The sequence below is a fragment of the Burkholderia pseudomultivorans genome (genome assembly GCF_902499075.1).
Lineage (GTDB): Bacteria > Pseudomonadota > Gammaproteobacteria > Burkholderiales > Burkholderiaceae > Burkholderia > Burkholderia pseudomultivorans.
On sequence record NZ_CABVPP010000013.1, the window covers coordinates 1 to 24,561 of the forward strand.

The window sequence follows — 24,561 nt, forward strand, 5'->3', positions numbered from 1 at the left end:
TTGAGCGCGGCGGCCGCAGTCGGGCGCACGGCGGTCGGCCGCGGTCGTACCGGCTCGAACCCGGCCGGAAGCGGGGCCGGATCGGGGCGCGGCACCTGCGCGTTCGCCGCGGCGCGTGCGAGGCTGGCGGTGCTGCCGGTCGTCGGCGGCGGCATCGCGCCGGTCGTGACCGGGACGGGCGGCGGCGCCGGCGTGCGACCGACCGGCGCCGAGGGTTTCAGCCAGCCGGAAGGCGCGACGGGTTCCACCAGCGGACGCGGCGCGGTCTTGCGGCGCGGTTGCGGCCGCGCCTGCGGATCGGGTTTCCACAGCGTCGGGCGCGCATAGCGGCCGTTCTGCCGCGGCGCCATCGAGTTGACGGTGTGCGCGGTGGTCGGCTGCACGATGTCGTCGTCGCGATGCAGCGCGCTGCGCGGCAGATCGGCGATGCCGTGCGCATCGTCGTCGCCGCCGTCGCGCGACAGCTTGACGCCGAACGACGTATCGACCCACGCGGCGAACTGCCGCCAGCCGATGCCGGTCAGCCAGGGCAGCCCCGCGAACAGCAGCACGACCATCGCGACCGGCGTGCCGATCGGGCCGAGCACGTGCGCGAAGCCGGCCGCGAACGCATGGCCGAGCGCGTTCGTGTCGGGGCCGGAGAGCGCGCTCGTCAGCGTGCAGCTCGCGACGAATACGGCCGCGAAGCCGAGCCACAGACGAATCGAGCCGCGGCCGGCGAGCCCGCCGCCGCCGGGCAGCATGGCCTGCACGAGACGCCAGAAGAGGAGGAGGAACCAGACGGCGGAGACGCCGAACCAGCCGAAGACAACCGTGTGCATGCTATGAAACAGGAATGAGGCGGGGAGCGCGAGGCGCGACCCGCCGAGTTTAACCAGCCGACGAACAAGACTCTAGGACAAGGCGGCGCAAATATCGGTTTCACGCCGCGCCATGCGTGCGGGCGACGTACGGGGAGGCGGCGGTCGGCCTGCTCCCCGCGCGTCGGCTTCGGCGCCTCAGGGGCCGCGGCGCGTGAAGGTCAGCGTCGCGCCGGCGTCGGTCACGATCTGCAACTGCTGCGGATCGCGCATCTGCACGCCGGTCTTCGCGATGTGCGCGAGCGCGTCGAGGTACGCGTGTTCGAGCTGGCCGCCGAGTGCGTTCGGGCACGCCATCCGCGTGCCGGCGAGCGGGCCGAAGCTGAGCAGCCCGTTCTTCACGTTGTAGGTGCCCATGTAGCGGTTGCAGCCGGCGAACCCGCTCGCGCGCCGGATGCCCGACTGCGTCGACAGCTCGAGCTTGATCGGCTCGCCGTTGTCGCCGTGCGGGACCGTGCGCGACGTGCCGTCGGCGTTCTGCCAGCTGGTGAGCTCCCAGCTCGTGTCGTCGAGCAGCTGGACGGCGGCGGGGTTGTACGGGTCGGGTGCGGGGGCGGCGGAATCGGGGTGGGTCGGCATCGCGCAGGCGGCGAGAAGCGTGGCAAGCGTCAACGCGCAGAGCGGCGCGCGCAGCGGGCGGAGCAGGCCGTTGCATGCGCGGGCGGTGGCGGACAGGTGGGACATGAGCCTCGTTCCTCATCGGATTCTGAACAAGGCGTAAGAGTAACGCACCCGCCCCGCGCGAGCGAGCCGACACCGTGCGCATGAAAACGTTCGCGGCCCGCCTGCGCACCGGGCGCGGCGGCGCGACGAAACGCGTCGAACCGGCCCGTGCGCGCGTGTTAACATCGAAGCCGTTTCGATCCACCAACAGAAAGAAGCGGGAAATCACATGCAGATCGGTCAGCGGCTCGGGACGCCGCTTTCTCCGTCGGCCACGCGCGTCATGCTGCTCGGCGCCGGCGAACTCGGCAAGGAAGTCATCATCGCGTTGCAGCGACTCGGCGTCGAAGTCGTCGCGGTCGACCGCTACGCGGACGCGCCGGGCCACCAGGTCGCGCACCGCGCGCACGTGATCGACATGACGGACGGCGCCGCGCTGCGCGCGCTCGTCGAGGCCGAGCGGCCGCATCTGATCGTGCCGGAAATCGAGGCGATCGCGACCGACGCGCTGGCGGCGATCGAGGCGGCCGGCCTCGCCGAAGTGATTCCGACCGCGCGCGCGACGCAGCTCACGATGAACCGCGAAGGCATCCGCCGCCTTGCGGCCGAGGAACTCGGGCTGCCGACGTCGCCGTACGCGTTCGCCGAATCGTTCGACGCGTTCGCCGCGGCCGTCGCGAAGATCGGCATGCCGTGCGTCGTGAAGCCGGTGATGTCGTCGTCGGGCAAGGGGCAGTCGGTCGTGCGCACCGATGCCGACATCAGGCCCGCATGGGACTATGCGATGGCAGGCGGCCGCGTGAATCACGGTCGCGTGATCGTCGAGGGCTTCATCGATTTCGAATACGAGATCACGCAGCTGACGGTGCGCGCGATCGACCCCGCGACGCTCGACACGCGCACCTGGTTCTGCGAGCCGGTCGGCCACGTGCAGGTGGCGGGCGACTACGTCGAGTCGTGGCAGCCCCAGCCGATGAGTGCGGCGGCGCTCGCGAAAGCGCGCGAGATCGCGCACAAGGTGACCGAGGCGCTCGGCGGCCGCGGGCTGTTCGGCGTCGAGCTGTTCGTGCGCGGCGACGACGTGTGGTTCTCCGAGGTCAGCCCGCGCCCGCACGACACGGGGCTCGTCACGCTCGCGTCGCAGCGCCAGTCGGAATTCGAACTGCACGCGCGCGCGATCCTCGGGCTGCCGGTCGATCCGACGCTCGGCTCGCCGGCCGCGTCGGCCGTGATCTACGGCGGCCTCGACGAGCGCGGCATCGCGTTCGAGGGCGTGCGCGACGCGCTCGCGGTGCCGGGCGCCGACCTGCGGCTGTTCGGCAAGCCGGAAAGTTTTGCGAAGCGGCGCATGGGCGTCGCGCTCGCGACCGGTGCGACTGTCGACGAAGCCCGTGAACGCGCGAAGCGCGCCGCCGCGGCCGTCCGACCCGTGTCGGGCCGCTGACCCAACCAGGAGGGGACGAGATGACGTCGATGCTGCTGCGAATCGGAAAGCTGGGCGCCGCGCTGGCGCTCGCCGCGGGGCTGGCGGGCTGCGGCCTCGCGGCCGCGCCGTGCCGGGTCGCGTCGGCGGGGCTCAAGATCGTGCCGGTCGTCGGCCATGTCGCCGCCGCGCCGACCGATGCCTGCGCGGACGTCATCGACCCCTGATCCCGTCGAATCCAACCAAAAACAACCGCGCGCCGCGAGCGGTGCGCATCCACACCCGTCTCGTGAGAGGACCTGCATGATTCGCCAAACCCTTGCCGCGTTCGCGCTGGCCGGCACCGCCGTTTCCGTCGCGCACGCCGCGCAACTGACCGTCGAGGAGATCGACGCCGATTCGCGCCAGACCGCCGTCTACCAGTGCGCGAACCAGAAGCAGCCGGTGCGCGTGTCGTACTGGCTTGCAGGCAACGGCCAGAGCTTCGCGCTGGTGCCGGTCAACGGGCAGCGGCTGCTGTTCGTCGATACCGTGTCGGCGTCGGGCGTGCGCTACCAGGCCGGGCGCTATACATGGTGGACGAAGGGCAAGGAAGCGACGCTGCGCGACGAGATCGCCGACCAGAAGTCGCCGCCGCTGCTCAGCGACTGCGTGCAGGTCGAGAAGAAAAAGAAGAAGAGCTGATCGACCGGGCGCAGCGGCCCGGAAATAGGGGATCGAACGCGGCGAGCCGTTTCCTTCCGCCGTCCGTCGCCGCCTGCGCGCCGGCGGCCGCGCGGTCGCGCAGGGATGGGCCCGCCGCTCGGGCGGACCGCCGTATCGGCCGTTCGCGGCGTTGTCACGGACAGATTGCTGCGCAGTGCTACAATACGGCCCTTTCCGCCGGCATTCGCGCCGAACGGAGTCCGCACGGCCTGGTGCCCGGCGTTCGAATCGAACCGGTCCCAAGCGCCAGAGCGGCGCCGCGCGGCGCGCCGCGGCTCCGTCTACTTCCGAAATGTGATGAGCGCAGGCCCGGCCGGCCTGACGCGCGATGTCCCCGCCGCGCCTTTTGAGCGAAACGCCACCATGTCCGATTCTGTCGCCAAGCCTGTCGACGCAACCTTCGATCAATTCGGCCTTGCCGCCGACATCCTGAAAGCCATTGCGGAGCAGGGTTATACGACGCCGACGCCGATCCAGGCGCAGGCCATTCCGGTCGTGCTCGCCGGCCGCGACGTCATGGGCGCCGCGCAAACGGGCACCGGCAAGACCGCGAGCTTCTCGCTGCCGATCATCCAGCGCCTGCTGCCGCAGGCCAACACCAGCGCATCGCCCGCGCGCCATCCGGTGCGCGCGCTGATCCTTACGCCGACCCGCGAACTGGCCGACCAGGTCGCCGCGAACGTGCACGCGTATGCGAAGCACACGTCGCTGCGCAGCGCGGTCGTGTTCGGCGGCGTCGACATGAACCCGCAGATGGCCGAGCTGCGCCGCGGCGTCGAGATCCTGATCGCGACGCCGGGCCGCTTGCTCGACCACGTGCAGCAGAAGACCGCGAATCTCGGCCAGGTGCAGATCCTGGTGCTCGACGAAGCCGACCGGATGCTCGACATGGGCTTCCTGCCCGATCTGCAGCGGATCCTGAACCTGCTGCCGAAGGAGCGCCAGACGCTGCTGTTCTCGGCGACCTTCTCGCCGGAAATCAAGAAGCTCGCGTCGACCTACCTGCGCAACCCGCAGACGATCGAGGTCGCGCGCAGCAACTCGACCAACGCGAACGTCACGCAGATCGTCTACGACGTCGCCGAGGGCGACAAGCAGGCGGCCGTCGTGCAGCTGCTGCGCGATCGCGGCCTGAAGCAGGTGATCGTGTTCTGCAACAGCAAGATCGGCGCAAGCCGGCTCGCGCGCAATCTCGAACGCGACGGCGTGGTCGCGTCGGCGATTCACGGCGACAAGTCGCAGATCGAGCGGATGCAGGCGCTCGACGCGTTCAAGCGCGGCGAGATCGAGGCGCTGGTCGCGACCGACGTGGCCGCGCGCGGCCTCGACATCGCCGAACTGCCGGCCGTGATCAACTTCGACCTGCCGTTCAACGCGGAAGACTATGTGCACCGGATCGGCCGCACGGGCCGCGCGGGCGCGACCGGCGATGCGCTGTCGCTGTGCAGCCCGAACGAGCGCAAGCAGCTCGCGGATATCGAAAAGCTGATCAAGCGTCCGCTCGAGGTGCAGACGCTTGCGCTCGACAAGCCGGCGCGCCATCGTCACGACGAGCGCGGCGGCGAGCGTGGCGGCGAACGCGGCGGACGGCGCGATCGCGACGAGCATCGCGGCGCGTCGGCACGCCGCTCGTCGGGGACGGAGCGCGGCCATCATCGCCGTCACGAGGCGCCGGTCGACGACTTCTTCCTGAAGCCGTACGAGCCGTCGGTGTCGACGAAGCAGCCGGAGGAGACGAAGTCCGCGCAGCCCGAGAAGAAAGGGCCGAAGCGTCAGGTCGCTGCGCTGCTGGGCGGCTTCGGCATGCCGCGCAAGCCGTCGGCGTAAGGCGTCGAGGATGGGCGGGGCGGCGCGCAGGCGCCGCCGGAGAAACGGGTGCATGCGTCGGCATGGGCCCGTTTTTTTATTGGCGCGGCGAAGGTGGGGTGGGGCGCCGGCGCGATCGCGCCCGATTCAACCGCCCTGCGGCCCGAAGCGTCGCGCCCACGCGTGCGTCGCCGCCGCATAGAACGCGTTCAGTGTCGCCCCCGGCAGCGCGCCGTCGGCCGCCAGGCCCAGATGTGCGGCCGCGGCCTGCAGCGCCGGCAGCGGGTCGTCGCGTTCGAGCGCGGTCGCGCCCGTCTGCTTGCTGAGTTTTTCGCCGTTCGCGTCGACGACGACCGGAACGTGCAGATAGGCGGGCGTCGGCACGCCGAGGCAGCGCTGCAGATAGATCTGCCGTGCGGTCGAGTCGAGCAGGTCGGCGCCGCGCACCACATGCGTGATGCCCGCGTCCGCATCGTCGACGACGACCGCGAGCTGGTACGCCCACTGTCCGTCCGCACGTTTCAGCACGAAATCGCCGACTTCGGTCGCCAGATCCTGCGACTGCCGGTGCTGCCAGCGGTCGTCGAACGCGATGACCGCGTCGTCGCCGTCCGGCACGCGCAGCCGCCACGCGCGCGCAGGCTTGCCGTGCAGGCCCGTGCGGCAGGTGCCCGGATACGCGAGCGTCGTGTGGCGCTCGTGCGCGGCGCGCAGCGAATCGGCGATTTCCTTGCGCGTGCAGCCGCACGGATACACGCGCCCGGCGGCGACGAGCCGCTCGAGCGCGGCCGCATAGGCGGCGTCGCGCGTGCTCTGCCACACGGGCGGTTCGTCGGGCGTCATGCCGAAATGCGCGAGCGTCGCGAGGATGTCGTCGGCCGCGCCGGGCACCGTGCGCGGCGCGTCGATGTCCTCGATGCGCACGAGCCACGCGCCGCCGTGCGCGCGCGCGTCGAGCCAGCTCGCCAGCGCGCCGACCAGCGAGCCGAAATGCAGCGGGCCGGTGGGCGACGGCGCGAAGCGGCCGCGATAGCCGTTCATCGGGGCGCGGGGCCGCGCGCGATTACGCGGCGCTGGCCGCCTGCGCGCAGGCCGGGCACGACTTGCCGGGCACGTAGCTCGGCGATTGCTGCGCCTGCGGCGTGACGACCGCACGGCACGCGAAACAGGTGACGTTCTCGGTCGGCTGCAGTTGCGGGTTCAGCGCGGTGCGGTAGTCGAACACGAAGCAGTCGCCGTGATAGTGCGCGCCGCCGACTTCCTCGAAATACTTCAGGATCCCGCCTTCGAGCTGGTACACGTTCTCGATGCCGATTTCCTTCATGTGGATCGCGGCCTTCTCGCAGCGGATGCCGCCCGTGCAGAACGACACGACCGTCTTGCCTTCGAGATCGGCGCGGTTCGCGTCGATCACTTCGGGGAATTCGCTGAATTTGTCGATCCGGTAGTCGAGCGCGTCGTCGAACGTGCCGACGTCGACCTCGAACGCGTTGCGCGTGTCGAGCATCACGACCGGGCGGCCGGCATCGTCGTGGCCGCGGTCGAGCCACGTTTTCAGCGTGCGCGCGTCGACCGACGGCGCGCGGCCGAGCTCGGGCTTGATCGCCGGCTTCTTCATCGTGATGATCTCGCGCTTCAGGCGCACCAGCATGCGGCGGAACGGCTGCGAGTCGGACAGGCTTTCCTTGAACTGCAGCGTCGCGAACTTGCCTTCGAACAGCGGATCGCGGCGGATGTAGTCGATGAAGGCGTCGGTCGCTTCGCGCGGGCCGGCGACGAACAGGTTGATGCCTTCCGGGGCGAGCAGGATCGTGCCGCGCAGGCCGAGTTCGTTGCAGCGGGCGGTGACGAGCGGGCGCCATTGCTCGTTCGCGTCGAGCGACACGAAATGGTAGGCGGCGAGGTTGACGATGGTCATGATGATCGGACGCAAAAACGGCCGCGGCCGTGCGGCGGACGCACGGCGGCTCGCAGCAAAAAAGGGTGCGAAGCCAGGGCGATGATTCGAAAACCCGTATTATCCCGCAAACTGCGCGCGCGCCGGCACTCTGCCGTTCGGCCGGGTCCGCGACGCGGCGTCGCGTGCATCGGCCGAACGGCCGGCGCGGGGATTTTTTGGGCAGCCGATGCGGCGACGCGGCTACAATAGCGCCCATGTCAGATCCTCGCTTCGTCCATCTTCGCGTTCACTCCGAATTCTCGATTGCCGACGGCATCGTGCGTCTCGACGACATCGTCAAGGCGGCCGCCGCGGACGGCCAGGGCGCGCTCGCCCTGACCGATCTCGGCAACGCATTCGGCCTCGTCCGTTTCTACCAGGAAGCCCGCGGCAAGGGCATCAAGCCGATCGCCGGCTGCGACGTCTGGATCACCAATCCGGACGATCGCGACAAGCCGTCGCGCCTGCTGCTGCTCGTGAAGGACAAGCGCGGCTACCTGAATCTGTGCGAGCTGCTGTCGAAGGCGTGGCTCACGAACCAGTATCGCGGCCGCGCGGAGCTCGACCCGGGCTGGCTCGACGGCGAACTGTCGGAGGGCCTGCTCGCGCTGTCGGGCGCGCAGCAGGGCGATATCGGCCTCGCGCTCGCGGCCGGCAACGAGGAGGCCGCGCGCCGCCATGCGCAGCGCTGGGCGAAGGTGTTCCCGGGCGGCTTCTACATCGAGCTGCAGCGCTACGGGCAGCCGGGCGCGGAAGCGTACATCCAGCAGGCCGCGACGCTCGCCGCGTCGCTGAAGCTGCCGGTCGTCGCGACGCATCCGACGCAGTTCATGACCGACGACGATTTCACCGCGCACGAGGCGCGCGTGTGCATCTCGGAAGGCGACATCCTCGCGAACCCGCGGCGCCAGAAGCGCTTCACGACCGACCAGTACTTCCGCACGCAGGACGAGATGGTCGCGCTGTTCGCCGATCTGCCGTCGGCGGTCGCGAACACCGTCGAGATCGCGAAGCGCTGCAACCTGAAGCTCGAGCTCGGCAAGCCGAAGCTGCCGCTGTTCCCGACGCCCGACGGCATGTCGCTCGACGACTACCTGGTCCAGCTGTCGAAGGAGGGGCTCGAAAAGCGCCTCGCGCAGCTGTATCCGGACGAAGCCGAGCGCGACGCGCAGCGCGACACGTATTACAAGCGCCTCGAGTTCGAATGCGGGACCATCACGAAGATGGGCTTCCCGGGCTACTTCCTGATCGTCGCGGACTTCATCAACTGGGCGAAGAACAACGGCGTGCCGGTCGGGCCGGGCCGCGGCTCGGGTGCCGGTTCGCTGGTCGCGTACGCGCTCGGCATTACCGACCTCGACCCGCTGCGCTACAACCTGCTGTTCGAACGCTTCCTGAACCCGGAACGCGTGTCGATGCCCGACTTCGACATCGACTTCTGCCAGCACGGCCGCGACCGCGTGATTCAGTACGTGAAGGAGAAGTACGGTGCGGATGCGGTGTCGCAGATCGCGACCTTCGGCACGATGGCCGCGAAGGCGGCCGTGCGCGACATCGGCCGCGTGCTCGACCTCGGCTACATGTTCACCGACGGCGTCGCGAAGCTGATCCCGTTCAAGCCCGGCAAGCACGTGACGATTGCCGACGCGATGAAGGAAGAGCCGCAGCTGCAGGAGCGCTACGACAACGAGGACGAGGTGCACCAGCTGCTCGACCTCGCGCAGCGCGTCGAGGGCCTGACGCGCAACGTCGGGATGCACGCGGGCGGCGTGCTGATCGCGCCCGGCAAGCTGACCGATTTCTGCCCGCTGTACACGCAGGGCGACGACGGCGGCGTCGTGAGCCAGTACGACAAGGACGACGTCGAAGCCGTCGGCCTCGTGAAGTTCGACTTTCTGGGCCTGACCACGCTGACGATCCTCGACTGGGCCGAGCGCTACATCCGCCGTCTCGATCCGTCGAAGGCCGACTGGTCGCTGTCGCAGGTGCCGCTCGACGATCCGGCGTCGTTCCAGATCCTCAAGAAGGCCAACACGGTCGCGGTGTTCCAGCTGGAAAGCCGCGGCATGCAGGGCATGTTGAAGGACGCGCAGCCCGACCGCTTCGAGGACATCATCGCGCTCGTGTCGTTGTACCGTCCGGGCCCGATGGACCTGATCCCGAGCTTCTGCGCACGCAAGCACGGCCGCGAGAAGGTCGAGTATCCGGATCCGCGCGTCGAACCCGTCCTGAAAGAGACCTACGGCATCATGGTCTATCAGGAGCAGGTGATGCAGATGGCGCAGATCATCGGCGGCTACTCGCTCGGCGGCGCCGACTTGCTGCGTCGTGCGATGGGCAAGAAAAAGCCCGAGGAGATGGTCAAGCACCGCGAGATCTTCGCCGAGGGTGCGGCGAAGAACGGGCTGTCGCGCGAGAAGTCGGACGAGATCTTCGACCTGATGGAGAAGTTCGCGGGCTACGGCTTCAACAAGTCGCACGCGGCCGCGTACGCGCTGCTCGCGTATTACACCGCGTGGCTGAAGGCGCACCATCCGGCCGAATTCATGGCGGCCAACATGACGCTCGCGATGGACGACACCGACAAGGTGAAGATCCTGTTCGACGACTGCATCGTGAACAACCTCGTCGTGCTGCCGCCCGACATCAACCAGTCGCACTACCGGTTCGAGCCGGTCGCCGAAGCCGACGGCAAGCGCTCGCGCACGATCCGCTACGGGCTCGGCGCGGTGAAGGGCAGCGGCCAGAACGCGATCGAGGAAATCCTGCGCGCACGCGAGGAAAAGCCGTTCACGGACCTGTTCGATTTCTGCGAGCGCATCGACCGTCGCATCGTGAACCGCCGCACGATCGAGGCGCTGATCCGCGCCGGCGCATTCGATTCGCTGAACACCAACCGCGCGCAGCTGCTCGCGTCGGTGCCGCTCGCGATGGAAGCGGCCGACCAGGCCGAGGCGAACGCGATGCAGGCCGGGCTGTTCGACATGGGCGCCGAGTCGCCGCACGCGCATGCGCTCGTCGACGAGCCCGCGTGGGACGACAAGCGACGCCTGCAGGAAGAAAAGGGCGCGCTCGGCTTCTACCTGTCGGGCCACCTGTTCGACGCGTATCGCGACGAGGTGCGCCGCTTCGTGCGGCAGAAGGTCGGCGAGCTGAAGGAAGGGCGCGACAAGCTGGTCGCGGGCATCATCGCGTCGCTGCGCACGCAGATGACCCAGCGCGGAAAGATGCTGATCGCGCTGCTCGACGACGGCACCGGCCAGTGCGAAATCACGATCTTCAACGAGCAGTTCGAGGCGAACAAGGCGCTGTTCAAGGAAGACGAACTGCTGATCGTGCAGGGGCAGGCGCGCAACGATGCGTTCACCGGCGGCATCCGCTTCACGGCCGATACGGTGATGGATCTCGAGCGCGCGCGCAGCCGCTACGCACAGGCCGTGCGGCTGACGATGAACGGCAATGCCGATGCGACGGCCTTGCGCCGCGTGCTCGAACCGCATGTGTCGAAGGACGACCCGGCGGCCGCGAGCGCGGTCGAGGCGCCCGCGCCGCGCGGCGGCGGACGCGACGGCGGCCGGCGTCCGCAGGCGCCGCTGCCCAACGGGCTCGCGGTGCAGATCCACTACAGCAATGCGCGCGCGCAGGGCGAAATGCGGCTCGGCGATGCGTGGCGCGTGAAGCCGAGCGACACGCTGCTCGCGGAGCTGCGCGCGGCCTTCGACGGCAGCACGGTCGAAATCACCTACTGATCGCGTTCTGTTCCCGACGCGTCGCGACAAGCGGCCCGGCGCATCGCCATCGTGCGATGCGCCGGGCCGTTTTCATGTGATCCGGTGCTTGGGTGCGTCATCCTGACGCTATACAATCCGTCGCGCGCGCGACGATCCGGCGGGGAAAGACCGGACGTCGCGCGCGACCACGCGTGACGACGCCGGCATCGCGCAACAGGCGCGTGCCGCAGGCGGCGCACGACGATAAAAACACTGACAGCCACTATTACAACAATGGCCTACGGGAACTCGACGGGACGGATCCTCGTGATCCGGATTGATTTTCTGGGCGACATGCTGTGCACGACGGCATTGCTCGGCGCGTTGAAACGGCGCTGGCCCGGCGCGGAACTGCATGTGGTCGCGAACCGCTACAACGCGGCCGTGCTGGCCGGCAATCCGGACGTGGATGCAGTCCACACGTACGTGTACAGCCGCCAGTGCGAGCGCAACGACCGGCCGGGACGGCTGCGCGCGTTGTTCGACCGGATGCGGCTGGTCCGGCGCCTGCGTCGCCTGCGGTTCGACCTCGTGGTCGTGCCGAACGGCGGCATGCACCGCAGCAGCGTGCAGTTCGCGCGGCAGCTCGGCGCAAAGGACTGCCGCTGGCACGATGCCAATACCGAATTCGACGATCGCAAGCCCGACCATGTCGCGACGCGGCCGATCTGCCACGAGGCGCTGTCGGGGTTCCGGCTCGTCCCCGAGCTCGGCGGTGTCGGGATCGACGATCTCGCGCTGACGGTGCATCCCGACCGCACGCTGCAACAGGCGTGGCGCGATCGGCTCGGACCGCGCACGAAGCCGCGCGTCGGCCTGTTCGTGTCGAACAAGGCTGCCGAGCGGCGCTGGGCCGCCGACCGGTGGCGCGAGCTCGGCCGGCGGCTCGCGCCGTTCGCCGACGTGATCGTGTTTCGCGATCCCGCGCTCGCGTCGGCGGACGCGTGCGACGCGTGGCAGGGCGTGCAAGCGCGGCATGTCGTGCCGTCGTCGGTCGGTGAGTTGATGGCGATCGCGAGCCTGCTCGACGCGATCGTGTCGGCGGACAGCGCGCCCGTGCATCTCGCGTCGGCGCTGCGCGTGCCCGTCGCCGCGCTGTTCGAGGACCGGCCGGAAAAGTATCTGCGCTGGCATCCGCTCGGCGTGCCGCACGCGATCCTGCGGGCGGGCGCGAGCGTCGATGCGATCGGCGTCGACGCGGTCGAGCGCGCGGTGCGCGACCTGTTGTCGCCGGCCGTGGAGCGCGCCGGGCCGGTGATCGATGCGTCCGCCGGGACGGTGGCGGTCGAAGCGCTCGCGGTGTAGCACGCGCGGCGCAGCGGGCGAGTCGTGCCAAGCCCGGGATTGGCACGCACTGCAGCCATCGCCCGGCCTCGCGACCGCGCCGGCGCGTACCGGCGCACGATCCGCTGCGCCACTGCGCCACTGCGCCACTGCGCCACTGCGCCACTGCGCCACTGCGCCACTGCGCCACCGCGCCACCTCGCACCCGCGCACCCGCGCACCCGCGCACCCGCGCACCCGCGTTCGCCATGCCGCGCCGGCTGCTGCAAAATCCTGTACATTGCCAGCCTTGTTCAGCCAGCTAGACGGACCGACTGCCGTGGCCCTGTTTTCCTCCGCCCGCCCGCCCAGAACCATCCTCGTCGCCGCGCCGCGCCGTATCGGCGACGTGCTGCTGACGACGCCGCTCGTGCGCTCGCTGAAGGCCCGCTGGCCCGACGCGCAGATCGACATGCTGGTGTTTCGCGGCACCGAAGGCGTGCTCGAACACAACCCGGACGTGCGGCGCGTGATCGTCGTCGCACAGCGCGCGGGATTCCGCGAGCGCCTGCGCGATGCATTGTCGATGTGGCGTCGCTACGACCTCGCGTGTGCGGCGCTGAGTTCCGACCGGCCGCGCTTCTACAGCTGGTTCGCCGGCCGCAAGCGCGTCGGCCTCGTCGATCCGGACCGCGTCACGTGGCTCACGCGGATGATGCTGAACGGGATCGCGATCAACCACCATGAATCCGCGCATACGGTCGTCAGCACGCTCGCGCTGGCGCCCGTGATCGGCATCGAGCCGGTATCCGAGGTCGTCGCGCCCGGCATCGGCGACGATCCCGCGCGGCGTGCGCGCTTCGACGCGCGGCTCGCGGAGTCGCCGGCGCTTCGCGACGGCAAGCCGCTCGTCGTGCTGCATCCGTATCCGATGTTCCGCTACAAGCAATGGCGACTCGACGGCTGGGTCGAGATGATCGACTGGCTGCGCGGGCACGGCTTCGCGGTCGCGCTGTCGGGCGGTCCGGCCGATCGCGAGCGCGAGTATGGCGAACAGGTCGCGGCGCAGGCCGGCGGCGACGTGCTGAACCTGGTCGGCCGGCTGAGCTTCGGCGAGAGTGCCGAACTCGTGCGGCGCGCGCGGCTGTTCATCGGGCCCGACACGGGCGCGACGCACGTCGCGGCGGCGACGGGCACCGACACGATCGCGCTGTTCGGGCCGTCCGATCCGGTGCGCTGGGGGCCGTGGCCGCAGCACTGGCCGGCGACCGAGAATCCGTGGCCGCTGCGCGGCTCGGGGCGGCACGGCAACGTGTGGCTGATCCAGGGGGAAGGCGATTGCGTGCCGTGCCGGCACGAGGGCTGCGAGCGTCACGTCGACAGCCGCAGCGATTGCCTTGTCAATCTCGGCGCGCAGCGCGTGAAGGCCGCGGCCGCCGAGATGCTCGGACTCAAGCCGCCGGGCGCGGAAGCCGTCGTCGACACGTCGCGGCTGCATCGCGGCGGATCGGACTGACGCACCGCCGGGCGCTTCATCGTGTCGCCGGAACGCGCCCGCAGTGGAGGGGGCAGCCGGAGCCACGTCGAAGCGGCCCCGCGCGGGCGCGAGCCGGGGCCGACACAGCGCCGCCCCGAGCGCCCGACGATTACGCGCTGCGCCGGATCGCCGAGGTTTCGCGCGGCAGCGCTTCGTCGCGGCCGCCGCAGCCGAGCAGGATGCCCGCGAGCAGCACCAGCAGGTGCCCTTCGGCGAAATCGAGCAGCAGCGAATTCGCGAGGCTGCCGACCGTGAAGATCGCGAGCCACCCGAGCAGCAGCTGCCGCGAGCGCGGATCGAGCGTGCGGCTGCCGCGCGCGATCTGCACGATCAGGTTGACGAACAGCAGCACGCCGAGCGAGCCGAGCTGCACGGCCATCAGCATGTATTCGTTATGCGGATTCGACGTGAGCTGCCCTTCGGCAGCCGTCTTGCCGGCCGCGAGCTTCTGGAATTCGAACTCGAGGCCGCCTGCGCCATAGCCGATCGCCGGGCGCATCCGGTACAGCTCGAGCCCCTTCTTGTACCACTCGAGACGCAGCCCGGTCGACGTCGCCGCGTCGCTCTGTCGGTACTGCTGCACTTCCGACGCGACCTTCACGAGCCGGCCGCCGTGCACCGTGCAGGCGGCCACCACCAGCGCCGCGCCGGCCAGCACCAGCGCGCCGGCGGCGAGTCCCGCGCGCAGCGCCGACTGCTTGCGCAGCAGCAGCACGAAACGCACGGCGACGACGAGGATCAGCAGCAGCGCGACGACCTGGCCGGTGCGCCCCTGCAGCATCACGAACACGTTGACGAGCGCCCACGCGGCGACGCCGGCGTACGCGGCGCGCGACAGCGCGGTGCGGGCCGCCAGCGCCAGATCGGCCGCCTGGTAGAACAGCAGCGCGCCGAACATGCCGGCCGCGATATGGTTCTTGAACACCCACGCGCGCGACAGCGGCAGTTCGGTCGCGTGGGCGGGCCCGATCGCGGTCAAGCCGAGGTAGTTGGTCGTCGACAGCAGCAGGATCGCGCACAGCGTGCCGAACCAGCAGCGCCGCACGATCGGCGCCCAGTTCGACTGGCGGAACGCGAGCGCGGCGAAGGGCAGCAGCAGCAGCTTGTCGTACTTGGCGACCCAGTTCCACGCCTTGTCGTGCGGCGCGACCGTATAGGTGACGCTGACGGCCAGTGCGGCCAGGATCAGCAGCGCCGCGAGCGACGCGGGTTCGGTGACGAAGGTGCGCAGGTCGCGCCAGAATTCGGGCGAGATCACGAGCGCGACCGCGAACAGCGCGCAGAACACGTTGGTCAGCGCGGTCGAGACGGGCACCATGCAGAGCGCGATGACGGCGAAGGCGCGGGCGGCGGTCAGGCGCCGCGTGGCGGAAGCGGAAAACGAAAGCATCGGAACCTGTCGAATGGACGAATGCGGCATGCGGGCACCGTGCTGCGCGCCGCGCGTCCCGGGCAGCACGCGGCGGGACGAACCGCGCAGTATACGCGAAGCGACGTGCGTTTCCGCGCCGTTTACGGGGTTGAATCAGCCAAGGGCGCGCTTGATTCGCGAACGCAGCAGCGCGCGCTTCAGCCTGCCCTCGACGACGGGCGTGTCGAGCGCGACGCGCGTGCCGGCCGGCTCGCCGCGATGCAGGTAATAGCGGTCGAACGTCGCCTGCGTCATGCCCCATTTGTTGAGGAACTGGCGGCGGCCGTCGTTCTTGACGATCTTGCCCGTGCTCTTCTGCTGGAAGTGGTAGACGAGGCTGTCGCCGACGCCGATGAAGATCCGGCAGCCGGCGTCCCAGCACTTCATCGAGAAGTCGTTGTCGCTGCTCATCCCAGGCGACAGCTCGCTGCTGTAGCCGCCGATCCGGTTCCACCAGTCGCGGTGCACGAGCGTCGGCGGCCAGGTCGAGCCGAGCCAGTCCGCGCGCGCCAGGCGCGGCGCGGCGGCGACGAGGCCCGCCGCGTCGAACTGCCCGGCGTCGCGGCCGAAATCGGCGACCACGACGCACGGGTTGCCCGTATCGACCGGCTCGACCATCGTGCCGGACAGCATGAACAGGTCGGTCGGCATCTGCTCGATGCGCCGCACCAGCGCCGTGTCCCAGCCGGGGCAGCAGAACATGTCGTCGTTCATGTAGACGACGTAGTCGCGCGTCGCGCGCGCGGCGGCCAGGTTCACCGCATGACAGATGCCGATGTTGGCCGGCGACGCCGTGTGCTCGATGCCTTCGCTGCGCACCCAGTCGAGCGTGCCGTCCGAGCCGTCGTTCACGTGCACGATGATCTGGTGATCGTACGCGGAATGGCGGCGCAGGCTGTCGACGACGAGCCTGAGGTACGGCAGGTTGTTCCAGGTCGGGATGATGATGGAGAACATGGCAGTCGGATTCGCGGTTCGTCGTGGCGGGCGGCGCGGCCGCTCCGCAGGCGTGCGGTGCACGGGCAGGCCGGCATTGTAACGCCGCGGCCGCCGCGCGCCGGCGGTGCGCGGGAAGGTCAGCGGGCCGCGTCGTGGCCCAGCTTCAGGAAGCGGTAATAGACCGTCTCCGCGTTGAACACCGCGATCATGAAGCCGGCGCGGCCGTCGAGGAAGCCGCGCCGCAGCAGGTAGGTGCGCACGAACGCCCACGCGCCGCGCGCGAGCGCCTTGCCGAAGCCGCCGCGCTGGCCGGCCGCGCGGCGCTGGCGCGCGCCGGCCGTCGAATACGCGTCGAGCTTGCGCACCACGGTTTCGAAATCCTCATACGAATAATGCATCAGCTTGCCGGGCAGGCGCTGCGCGGCGCTGTCGAACACCAGGCGTTCGTGCACGAGATCGTCCGAGAAGCGCGCGGCGCCGCGCCGGAACAGGCGCGGCACCCAGTCCGGATACCAGCCGCTGTGGTGGATCCACTGGCCGCAGAAGCTCGACAGCCGATCGAGCGCATACACCTGGGCGGCCGGCGCGCGAATCGCGTCGCGGATCGACTGCGCGAGTTCCGGGCTGACGACTTCGTCGGTGTCGAGCGACAGGATCCAGTCGGTGCCGAGCGCGTCGAGTGCGCGGTTCTTCTGCGGGCCGAAGCCCGGCCAGTCGCGCTCGACGATTACGCGCGCGCCGTGCGCCTGCGCGATCGCGACGGTGTCGTCGGTGCTGCCGCCGTCGATCACGACGATGTCGTCGGCGAACGTCAGCGCATCGAGGCACTGCGCGAGCCGCGCGGACGCGTTGAGGGCGATGAGGGCGACGCCGAGGGTGGGTTCAGCCATGAAAATCGTCGAAAGGGCGGAGAAACGGTGAGCGGCAGTATACCCGCGGCCCGCGCGCCGGCCGCATCGGCAGCGGCCGTGCGGCGGCAAGCGGTGCGGCTATAATGTTGGGCCATTTTCGGCACCCGCCCGACGGGGCAGGACCCCGGGCGGACCCCGCGCCGGGCGCCGCGTCGCGGCTCAAGAAGGATCGCCTTGGAAACCCAGAACACTCTTCGCAAACCGATGGACGGCACCGGCACGTCGCCGGTGACCGTCCTCAAGCGCTTGTGGCCGTATATCCGGCCGCTCGTCGGCATCGTGGTGCTCGCCGTGATGACGATGGGCGTCGTCGCGGCGACGGAAGCCGGGATCCCCGCGCTGCTCAAGCCGCTGCTCGACCACGGCTTCGGTTCGCACGGCAGCGACCGCGCGAAGTGGTACGTGCCGATCGCGGTGATCGGCCTCGCGCTCGTGCGCGGCGTGTCGCAGTACGCGTCGAATTACCTGCTCAACTACGTATCGAACCGCATCCTGCTGCAGCTTCGGCTCGAGATGTTCCAGCGGATGATCCACACCGGCGCGTCGTTCTTCCAGCGCGAGACCGCGAGCACGGTGATCAACGCGATCGTGTTCGAGGTCAACCAGATCCTGTCGGTGCTGACCGGCGTGATGGTCACGCTGGTGCGCGATTCGCTGACGGTGGTGTTCCTGCTCGGCTACCTGTTCTACCTGAACTGGCGCCTCACGCTGATCGTCGCGGTGATCCTGCCGGGCATCGGCTGGCTCGTCAGCAAGATCAACCGGCGCCTGCGCCGCCTGAACCGCGAGCACCAGACGCTGACCAACGAACTGTCGTACATCGTCGAGGAGACGGTCGGCGGCTACAAGGTCGTCAAGGTGCACAACGGCGAGCCGTACGAGATCGATCGCTTCACCGCGATGAGCAAGCGCCTGCGCGGCTACGCGATGCGCATGACGATCTCGGGCGGCCTCGCGCAGCCGCTCACGCAGTTCCTCGCGTCGATCGCGCTCGCAGTCGTGATCACGATCGCGGTCGTGCAGTCGTCGAACGACCAGACGACGGTCGGCGGCTTCGTCGCGTTCGTCACGTCGATGCTGCTGGTGATTTCGCCGCTGAAGCACCTGATCGACGTGAACCAGCCGCTGCAGCGCGGGATGACGGCCGCCGAGCTGATCTTCGGGCTGATCGACGAACCGGCCGAGCCGCAGGGCGGCGGCCGGCCGCTGCCGCATGCGCGCGGCGAAATCGAGTTTCGCGACGTGTCGTTCGACTACGGCGCAGCCGAGCGGCCGACGCTCGACCGCATCTCGTTCAAGGTCGCGCCGGGCGAGATGATCGCGCTCGCGGGCCCGTCGGGCAGCGGCAAGACGACGCTCGTGAACCTGCTGCCGCGCTTCTTCGATCCGACCGGCGGCGCGATCCTGCTCGACGGCGTGTCGGTTTCGGACTTCGACATCCACGCGCTGCGCAGCCAGATGGCGATGGTGAGCCAAGACGTCGTGCTGTTCAACGACACGATCGCCGCGAACGTCGCATACGGGCAGACGCCCGACCGCGCGCGCGTGCAGGCGGCGCTCGAGGCCGCGAACCTGGCCGACGCGGTGGCGGCGATGCCCGACGGGCTCGACACGCTGGTCGGCGGCAACGGGATGCGGTTGTCCGGCGGCCAGCGCCAGCGGCTCGCGATCGCGCGCGCGATCTACAAGGACGCGCCGATCCTGATTCTCGACGAGGCGACTTCGGCGCTCGATTCGGAATCGGAGCGCCACGTGCAGGCCGCGCTCGAACGGCTGATGGAAGGGCGCACGACGCTCGTGATCGCGCACCGGCTGTCGACGATCGAGCGCGCGGATCGCATCCTCGTGCTCGAGGCCGGCAAGATCGTCGAATCGGGCAGCCACGACGAGCTGCTGCGCCACGGCGGCCTCTATGCGCATCTCCACCGGATCCAGTACCAGCAGCAGGCGGCCTGACCGGCCGTCGCCCCGTACCTTGCCTTCATGATGGTGTGCTAGTCTTCACGGCGTAGTTGCCTCGTTTGATGTGACAACACGGAGGGAAGGCAGAATGAAGAAGACGCACGGCATGATGCTGGCGGCCCTGATCGCGGCGGGTTTCGCCGCGCCGGCCGCCATGGCGCAGGATCACCACGACGATCATGGCAAACCCGAGATGCAGCATGGCCGCGGGCAGCAGCACATGCCGCCCGGCCAGATGCGTCATGAGGACAACGTGCCGCCGCGCTGGGCGGACCAGCCGCATCGCGACTGGCACAAGGGCGATCGGCTGCCCAGCGAATTCCGCGACCGGCAGTACGTGGTCGACGACTGGCGCGGCTACCATCTGAGCCCGCCGCCGCGCGGCTATCACTGGGTCGGCATCGGCGGCGACTATCTGCTCGTGCAGATCGGCTCGGGCCTCGTGCTGCGCGTCGGCCCGTAACGTACGCCGGCAGTCGGTCGTTCCGTCATCCGGCTGTCGGGCACCGGCCCGGCAGCCGCGTCACTTCGTCGCCGAACGGCGAAACCAGCGTCGCTCGACCTGCGACATCCCCCAGCACACGCCCAGCGCGCACACGGTGCCGAGCGTGACTTCGCCGAGCCGCATCAGCGGAATGTCCCATAGCGGGCCGTTGCCCGGAAACAGCAGCACGATCGTCGCGGTGACGCCGCCGAGCCGTGCCGCGCTGCCGACGTTCAGGCACCAGCAGCAGACGATCACGACCGCGACCGTGATCGCGTATGCGACCAGCCGGTCGCCGCCGAGCGCTGCGCCCGCGAAGCCCAGCACGCCGCCGACCATCGCGCCGACGAACTGGTCGCGCGACAGCGACATCGTGTCCGAGTAGTTGTGCTGCGTGACGGCGATCGCGGTGATCGCCGCCCACACGGCCTGCTCGGTGTGCAGCGCGCGACCGATCGCATACGCGAGGCACGCGCCGCACACGGCCTGGAACGCCATCAGCGCGCCCTGTGCGAGCCGCTCGCCGAACGTCAGTCCCTTGAACAGATCGAAGATCGACTGCTGGATCTGCTGGCGGGCCTCGTTGAGTGTCCTGATCGTATCCATCGTGTGTCGCCAAGAAGCGGGGTGCGTCAGTGCGCCTGTTCGGGCGAGGCGGCGGCCGGCTCGTCGGCGGCCGCGTCGCCGTTCTCGACGCGCGTTTCGGGCATCCCGAGCCAGACCAGCAGCACCGCGAGCGCGCCCGCGGCCGCGAGTCCGAAGAAGCTGACCGCGTTGCCGAAATGATCGGCGACGTAGCCGGCCGCAGCCGTGCTGAGCGTCGCGCCGATCCCGGCCGCGAGGCCGAACAGCCCGATGCACAGGTTGTAGCGGCCCTTGCCGCCGGCGACGTCGGCCGCGATCAGCGGCAGCATCACGCCGAACACGGCTGCACTGATGCCGTCGAGCATCTGCACCGGCACGAGCAGGTACGGGCTGCTCACGCCGGCGAACAGCAGCGCGCGCACCGGCAGCGCGGAGAAGCCGAGCAGCAGGATCGGCCGTCGGCCCCAGCGCTGCGCGGACCGGCCGACCCACGGCGACAGCATCGCGACGATCGCCTGCGGCACGATGATGCACGCGGCGATCACGAGCTGCACGTTCTCGCCCATCCCGGCCGTCACTTCGCCGGCCGCGAGGTTCAGCATCGCCGCGTTCGACAGGTGGAACAGCACGACGCACGCCGCGAAGATCAGCATCCGGCGGTCGCGCAGCAGTTCGAGCAGCGTTTCGCGCTCGCCGCTTTCGTCGCTGTCGTCGTGTTTCGACGACGATTGCGGGATCACCTCGTGCGTCGGCTGGATCATCGCGAGCGCGAACAGCGCGGGCAGCGCGAGTACGGCGGTCAGCCAGAACACCGCGCGCGCGGAGAAGTATTCGCCGGTGAGGCCCATCAGGCCGGCCGCCACCGCGCTGCCGATCGATGCCCAGCGCGCGTTGCGGCCGAGCCGGTCGCCGAGATCCGCGCGGCCGACGAGCGAGAACGAGATCGCGGCCATCGCCGGCACGAGCATGCAGCTCGCGAAGCCGTGGAAGACTTCGGCGGCGATCACCGGCACGATCGTCGGGCTCGATGCGAGCAGCACCGCGGACAGGATGATCGCGGCGATCGCCCACGCGGCCGCGCCTTTCTTGTTCTTCAGCGCATCGACGGCGGCGCCCCCAGGCACCTGGCTGACCATCGCGCTGATCGTGCCGATCGACAGTACCATGCCGATCTCGCCCTGCGTCCACTTGTGCGACGCGAGGTAGGACGCGATGAACGGACCGAACCCGGTTTGAACGTTTGCAACGAAGAAGTTGAGCCAGTCGAGGGCCCGCAGACTGCGAACGCTGACGGAATGCTTGATCGTCATCGGGTCGTACTCGCAGATGAAGCCGGTGCTGCCGGTGCAACGGGCGGGTAGATCGCGACGATCGGCTTGTCGGCCGCGTAGGGCGGCGCCGCCTTGATCTGTGCGTCGTTCAGGTCGAGCTGCGGATGCAGCGCCTTGTCGCGCGTGACGAAGCGCAGCGCGCCCCAGCTCGCGACGATCGAACGGCGGTCGGTATTGACGAGGCCGCCGAGGTCGAGCACGACGGCCTGCGGCTGGGCGGCGCGGTCGATCAGCACGTCGACGACGCGGCCGATCTTCGTGCCGTTCGGGCGCTCGACGTCGCTGTCGAGCATCGGCAGCCGCGTCGTCGGCGACGCGGCTGCGGAACCCGACAGCGGCACGGCCTTGGGCCGCGCGGCCGGCGGCAGGTCGCCCGACGGCACGTCGAGCACGATCGGCTCCTGTTTGCCGCCCGGCGTGAAGCGGAACACGTTCCACGGGAAGCTGACCTTGCGGTCGCCGACGCCCATGAAGCCCTGCAGGTTGACGATCATCTCGCGCGGCTTGCCGCTCGCGTCGGTCACCATGTCGACCGCGCGGCCGATCACCTTGCCGTTGCGTCGCGCGACTTCGCTGTCGAGCAGCGCATGGATCTGGGTGCGGTCGAGCGGGCGCGTCCCGACGATCGGCGGGGGCGGAGGCGGCGGCGGTGTCGGCGATTCGGGGCGCTGCACCGGTTTCGGTCGCGGGGCTTCGCGGTGCGGCTTCTTCGGCGCTTCCGGTTCCTCCGGGTGCGTCGGCGCGGGCACGGGCGGCATCGTCAGCGGCTCGCCGGCCGTTTCCTCGACAGGCTCGACCAGCGCCTCGCTGATCGGCGCGGGCGGGTTCTGGACCGGCAGCAGCCCGCAGCCGGACAGCAGCGCGGCGGCGGCGAGAATCAGGAAGACCGTCGAGGACGGGAACGACTTGCGGGATGCGGGAAACGGGAGTCCGCCGCTCATTGACACTCACTCCATGGGTCGGGGGGCGGGCCCGGAGGCACGCGGCTGGCGATGGATGGCGGGTGCGGGCGGCGCACCACGCGAGGTGAGAGTTTAACGTGTCTAGCTTTCAGTCCCGAATTCGGCGGCGGACAGCGGGCGGGGTTGGGGCTGGGAAGGGCGGTCCGGTGCGGCTTGCCGGTTCCCGGCAAGAGCGCATCGGCGTGCCGCGCCGGGACGAGTCGGGGCGCGGCGGACCGTTGCGTCGGGAACGTCAGGCCGACGCACGTGCGGATGTGGGCGTCTGCATGATGCTAGGCTCGGCATCGGCATCGGCATCGGCATCGGCATCGGCATCGGCATCGGCTCCGATTCCGGCTTCAGCGCCCGATCGTGGCAGCGACGATCCGGGCGCTGCGCGTGCCGCCGGCTTATTTGACCAGCGCGCCGAGCGTCGTCGTCACGGGCGCGAGCAGCCCGCCGCCCGTCTTCGACAGCGCGCCGCCGGCGCTGCCGCCCGCGAGGCCCGCGACCGGCGAACTGCCGCCCGCACCCGACACTGCCCCCGTCGCGGCGCCGACCGCCGACGTGAGTGCGCCTGCCGGATTGCCGCCGCCCGTCGCGCCGCCGAGCGCACCGGCGGCGGTCGATACGAGCCCCGTCACCGGTGCGAGCGGATTCGTCGTCGCCGCGCCGCCGCCGAGCAGCGTCGTGCCCGCCGTCGACACGGTGTTGCCGGTCGCCGTCACGACGTTGCCGACGCCGGTCGTGACAGGATTGCCGCCGGTCTTCGCGAGCATCGTGCCGGCGCCCGCGACACCGTTGCCGACGGTCGTCACGAGGTTCGTCAGCGGCGCGCCGAGCGGCGTGCTCGACGCGACGGTCTGCGTGACCGAGCCGACCGTCGACGTGATCGGCGTGATCGCCGAACTCGCGGCGCCCGTCACCTGTGCGACCGGGCCGCTCGACAGCTGCGTGCCGAGCGTCGCGCCGCCGCCGGCGATCGTATTGCCGAGCGTCGTGACCGCACCGCCGACCGGCGACGTGACCGGCGCGAGCGGCGCCAGCGCCGACCCGCTGCCGCCGAGGCTCGACACCACGCCGCCCGTTGCCGCGACTGCGTTGCCGACCTCCGTGACCACGCCGCCGGTGCTCGCGACCGTCGTGCCGACCGGGTTCGACGATGCGCCAAGCTGGCCGAGGCCGGAGCCGATGCCGTTGCCGAGCGTCGTGACGGCTGCGCCGGCATCCTGCACGACGGTGCCGAGACCCTGCGTGGTCGCCGCGTTCGTGCCCGGCAGCGACTGGCCCGCGAGCGCGGTGCCGACGCCCGAGACGGCGCCGCCGGCCGCCGTCACGATATTGCCCGACGCGTCGATCGTCTGGCCGAGCGCATTGGCGGAGGTGCCGCTGGCGGAGGTGCCGGTGCCCGAGTTGCCGCTCGTGCCGCCGGTGCTGCCGACGGTCGATCCGCTGCCGGATGCGCTGCCCGAACCGCTGCCCGCGCCGCCCGTGGTGGCGGTGGTATCGCCCGAACCCGAACCCGAGCCGCCGGTGCCCTGGCTCAGCGTGCCGGAGCCGCCGCATGCGGACAGCGACATCAGCGCTGCAGCGCCCGCCGCGATCAAAATCATTCGGAATCCTGCTTGATGGATGGTCGGCGTGTTCATGTCGTCCTCGTATCGATTGAAGCAATGGATCAGGCGGCCTTCGCGTGCGGCAACTTGTCGTCGCCGCACAGGCAAGACGGCTGGCGTGTCGAGTGTTGTCTCCCTGATTGACCTGTCGCCGTGTTGTGTTCTCGCCCGCGTCGGAACCCCGAGCGCTGGCCGGACGAGCGGATCGAATTCTTTCGTGTTGCTTGCCGATCGTGCCGGAAACCGCGGGATTCTTTGCGATCAGAGTAGGTCTGTCGGCGCAAGACTTCTTTTAATCATCGTTAAATTGAAGTAAGCGTCCGATTCACTGCTGAAATCGGGGTAATCACTATCGACGCATTGCGAATTGCGTGGGTCGATCGAGGGGCGAAGAGGGGGAGTGCGGGGCGTCGCC

20 protein-coding genes are annotated in these 24,561 nt (G+C 69.8%); 9 read left to right on the plus strand and 11 right to left on the minus strand.

Translation table 11 applies throughout. The annotated features are described in order from the left end of the window. Window positions 1-821, minus strand: an 821-nt coding sequence (locus BST28156_RS11570; RefSeq protein ID WP_496350113.1) for a DNA translocase FtsK 4TM domain-containing protein, incomplete at its 3' end; no start/stop codon positions are given. Window positions 822-998: 177 nt separating this feature from the next. After that, complete coding sequence (locus tag BST28156_RS11575) at window positions 999-1,544, minus strand: META domain-containing protein (RefSeq protein WP_060240867.1); 546 nt, start codon at window positions 1,542-1,544, stop codon at window positions 999-1,001. A gap of 208 nt (window positions 1,545-1,752) precedes the next feature. Here BST28156_RS11575 and purT point away from each other — a divergent pair, with 208 nt between their 5' ends. The 4 genes from purT to BST28156_RS11595 all read left to right on the plus strand — a co-directional run bounded on the left by purT (window position 1,753) and on the right by BST28156_RS11595 (window position 5,478). Then, window positions 1,753-2,967, plus strand: coding sequence for a formate-dependent phosphoribosylglycinamide formyltransferase (gene purT, locus BST28156_RS11580; RefSeq protein WP_060240866.1), 1,215 nt, complete (start codon window positions 1,753-1,755; stop codon window positions 2,965-2,967). A gap of 20 nt (window positions 2,968-2,987) precedes the next feature. Continuing rightward, window positions 2,988-3,173: a DUF6726 family protein gene (locus tag BST28156_RS11585; protein ID WP_060240865.1), complete on the plus strand. Its 186-nt coding sequence runs from the start codon at window positions 2,988-2,990 to the stop codon at window positions 3,171-3,173. 76 nt (window positions 3,174-3,249) lie between these two features. After that, on the plus strand, window positions 3,250-3,630 hold the full coding sequence (locus BST28156_RS11590; protein WP_174902225.1) for an MliC family protein: 381 nt from the start codon (window positions 3,250-3,252) through the stop codon (window positions 3,628-3,630). 384 nt (window positions 3,631-4,014) lie between these two features. After that, window positions 4,015-5,478 carry a DEAD/DEAH box helicase gene (locus BST28156_RS11595; RefSeq protein ID WP_481967625.1) on the plus strand — a complete coding sequence of 488 codons (1,464 nt, stop codon included), beginning with the start codon at window positions 4,015-4,017 and terminating at the stop codon, window positions 5,476-5,478. A 126-nt stretch (window positions 5,479-5,604) separates the two neighbouring features. Here BST28156_RS11595 and gluQRS read toward each other — a convergent pair whose 3' ends face one another. Then, window positions 5,605-6,498, minus strand: a complete 894-nt coding sequence (gluQRS, locus tag BST28156_RS11600) for a tRNA glutamyl-Q(34) synthetase GluQRS (protein ID WP_174902227.1) — start codon at window positions 6,496-6,498, stop codon at window positions 5,605-5,607. A gap of 22 nt (window positions 6,499-6,520) precedes the next feature. After that, window positions 6,521-7,375, minus strand: coding sequence for a sulfurtransferase (locus BST28156_RS11605; protein ID WP_060240861.1), 855 nt, complete (start codon window positions 7,373-7,375; stop codon window positions 6,521-6,523). A gap of 236 nt (window positions 7,376-7,611) precedes the next feature. Here BST28156_RS11605 and dnaE point away from each other — a divergent pair, with 236 nt between their 5' ends. The 3 genes from dnaE (at window position 7,612) to BST28156_RS11620 (ending at window position 13,945) form a co-directional block, all read left to right on the plus strand. After that, the gene (dnaE, locus tag BST28156_RS11610; RefSeq protein WP_174902228.1) at window positions 7,612-11,145 is read left to right on the plus strand and encodes a DNA polymerase III subunit alpha; all 3,534 of its coding nucleotides are present in this window, start codon (window positions 7,612-7,614) and stop codon (window positions 11,143-11,145) included. A gap of 255 nt (window positions 11,146-11,400) precedes the next feature. Beyond that, the gene (locus BST28156_RS11615) at window positions 11,401-12,471 is read left to right on the plus strand and encodes a glycosyltransferase family 9 protein (protein WP_174902229.1); all 1,071 of its coding nucleotides are present in this window, start codon (window positions 11,401-11,403) and stop codon (window positions 12,469-12,471) included. A 298-nt stretch (window positions 12,472-12,769) separates the two neighbouring features. Continuing rightward, window positions 12,770-13,945, plus strand: coding sequence for a glycosyltransferase family 9 protein (locus tag BST28156_RS11620; protein ID WP_174902230.1), 1,176 nt, complete (start codon window positions 12,770-12,772; stop codon window positions 13,943-13,945). Between the two features lie 130 nt (window positions 13,946-14,075). Here the strand turns inward: BST28156_RS11620 and BST28156_RS11625 are convergent, their stop codons facing one another. From BST28156_RS11625 to BST28156_RS11635, 3 genes are all read right to left on the minus strand, one after another. Continuing rightward, entirely contained in the window at window positions 14,076-15,356 is a 1,281-nt protein-coding gene (locus BST28156_RS11625) for an O-antigen ligase family protein (RefSeq protein ID WP_174902231.1), read from the minus strand. A 135-nt stretch (window positions 15,357-15,491) separates the two neighbouring features. After that, complete coding sequence (locus BST28156_RS11630; RefSeq protein WP_174902232.1) at window positions 15,492-16,334, minus strand: glycosyltransferase family 2 protein; 843 nt, start codon at window positions 16,332-16,334, stop codon at window positions 15,492-15,494. Between the two features lie 119 nt (window positions 16,335-16,453). Beyond that, window positions 16,454-17,206 carry a glycosyltransferase family 2 protein gene (locus tag BST28156_RS11635; protein ID WP_174902233.1) on the minus strand — a complete coding sequence of 251 codons (753 nt, stop codon included), beginning with the start codon at window positions 17,204-17,206 and terminating at the stop codon, window positions 16,454-16,456. A 225-nt stretch (window positions 17,207-17,431) separates the two neighbouring features. On the opposite strand from BST28156_RS11635, the gene msbA reads away from it, so the two are divergent. Together msbA and BST28156_RS11645 are read left to right on the plus strand one after the other, a co-directional pair. Beyond that, window positions 17,432-19,183: a lipid A export permease/ATP-binding protein MsbA gene (gene msbA, locus BST28156_RS11640; protein ID WP_060240854.1), complete on the plus strand. Its 1,752-nt coding sequence runs from the start codon at window positions 17,432-17,434 to the stop codon at window positions 19,181-19,183. A 94-nt stretch (window positions 19,184-19,277) separates the two neighbouring features. Then, window positions 19,278-19,652: an RcnB family protein gene (locus tag BST28156_RS11645; RefSeq protein WP_060240853.1), complete on the plus strand. Its 375-nt coding sequence runs from the start codon at window positions 19,278-19,280 to the stop codon at window positions 19,650-19,652. A gap of 60 nt (window positions 19,653-19,712) precedes the next feature. On the opposite strand, the gene BST28156_RS11650 is transcribed toward BST28156_RS11645, so the two are convergent. From BST28156_RS11650 to BST28156_RS11665, 4 genes are all read right to left on the minus strand, one after another. Continuing rightward, window positions 19,713-20,279 carry an FUSC family protein gene (locus BST28156_RS11650; protein WP_060240852.1) on the minus strand — a complete coding sequence of 189 codons (567 nt, stop codon included), beginning with the start codon at window positions 20,277-20,279 and terminating at the stop codon, window positions 19,713-19,715. Between the two features lie 26 nt (window positions 20,280-20,305). Then, window positions 20,306-21,568 (minus strand): MFS transporter, encoded by a 1,263-nt coding sequence (locus BST28156_RS11655; protein ID WP_060240851.1) that lies wholly within the window; start codon window positions 21,566-21,568, stop codon window positions 20,306-20,308. Further along, window positions 21,565-22,530, minus strand: a complete 966-nt coding sequence (locus tag BST28156_RS11660; RefSeq protein ID WP_060240850.1) for a PRC-barrel domain-containing protein — start codon at window positions 22,528-22,530, stop codon at window positions 21,565-21,567. Before BST28156_RS11660 ends, BST28156_RS11655 begins: the two co-directional genes overlap by 4 nt. A 410-nt stretch (window positions 22,531-22,940) precedes the next feature. Continuing rightward, the gene (locus BST28156_RS11665; RefSeq protein ID WP_060240849.1) at window positions 22,941-24,179 is read right to left on the minus strand and encodes a collagen-like triple helix repeat-containing protein; all 1,239 of its coding nucleotides are present in this window, start codon (window positions 24,177-24,179) and stop codon (window positions 22,941-22,943) included. Window positions 24,180-24,561: the final 382 nt, after the last annotated feature.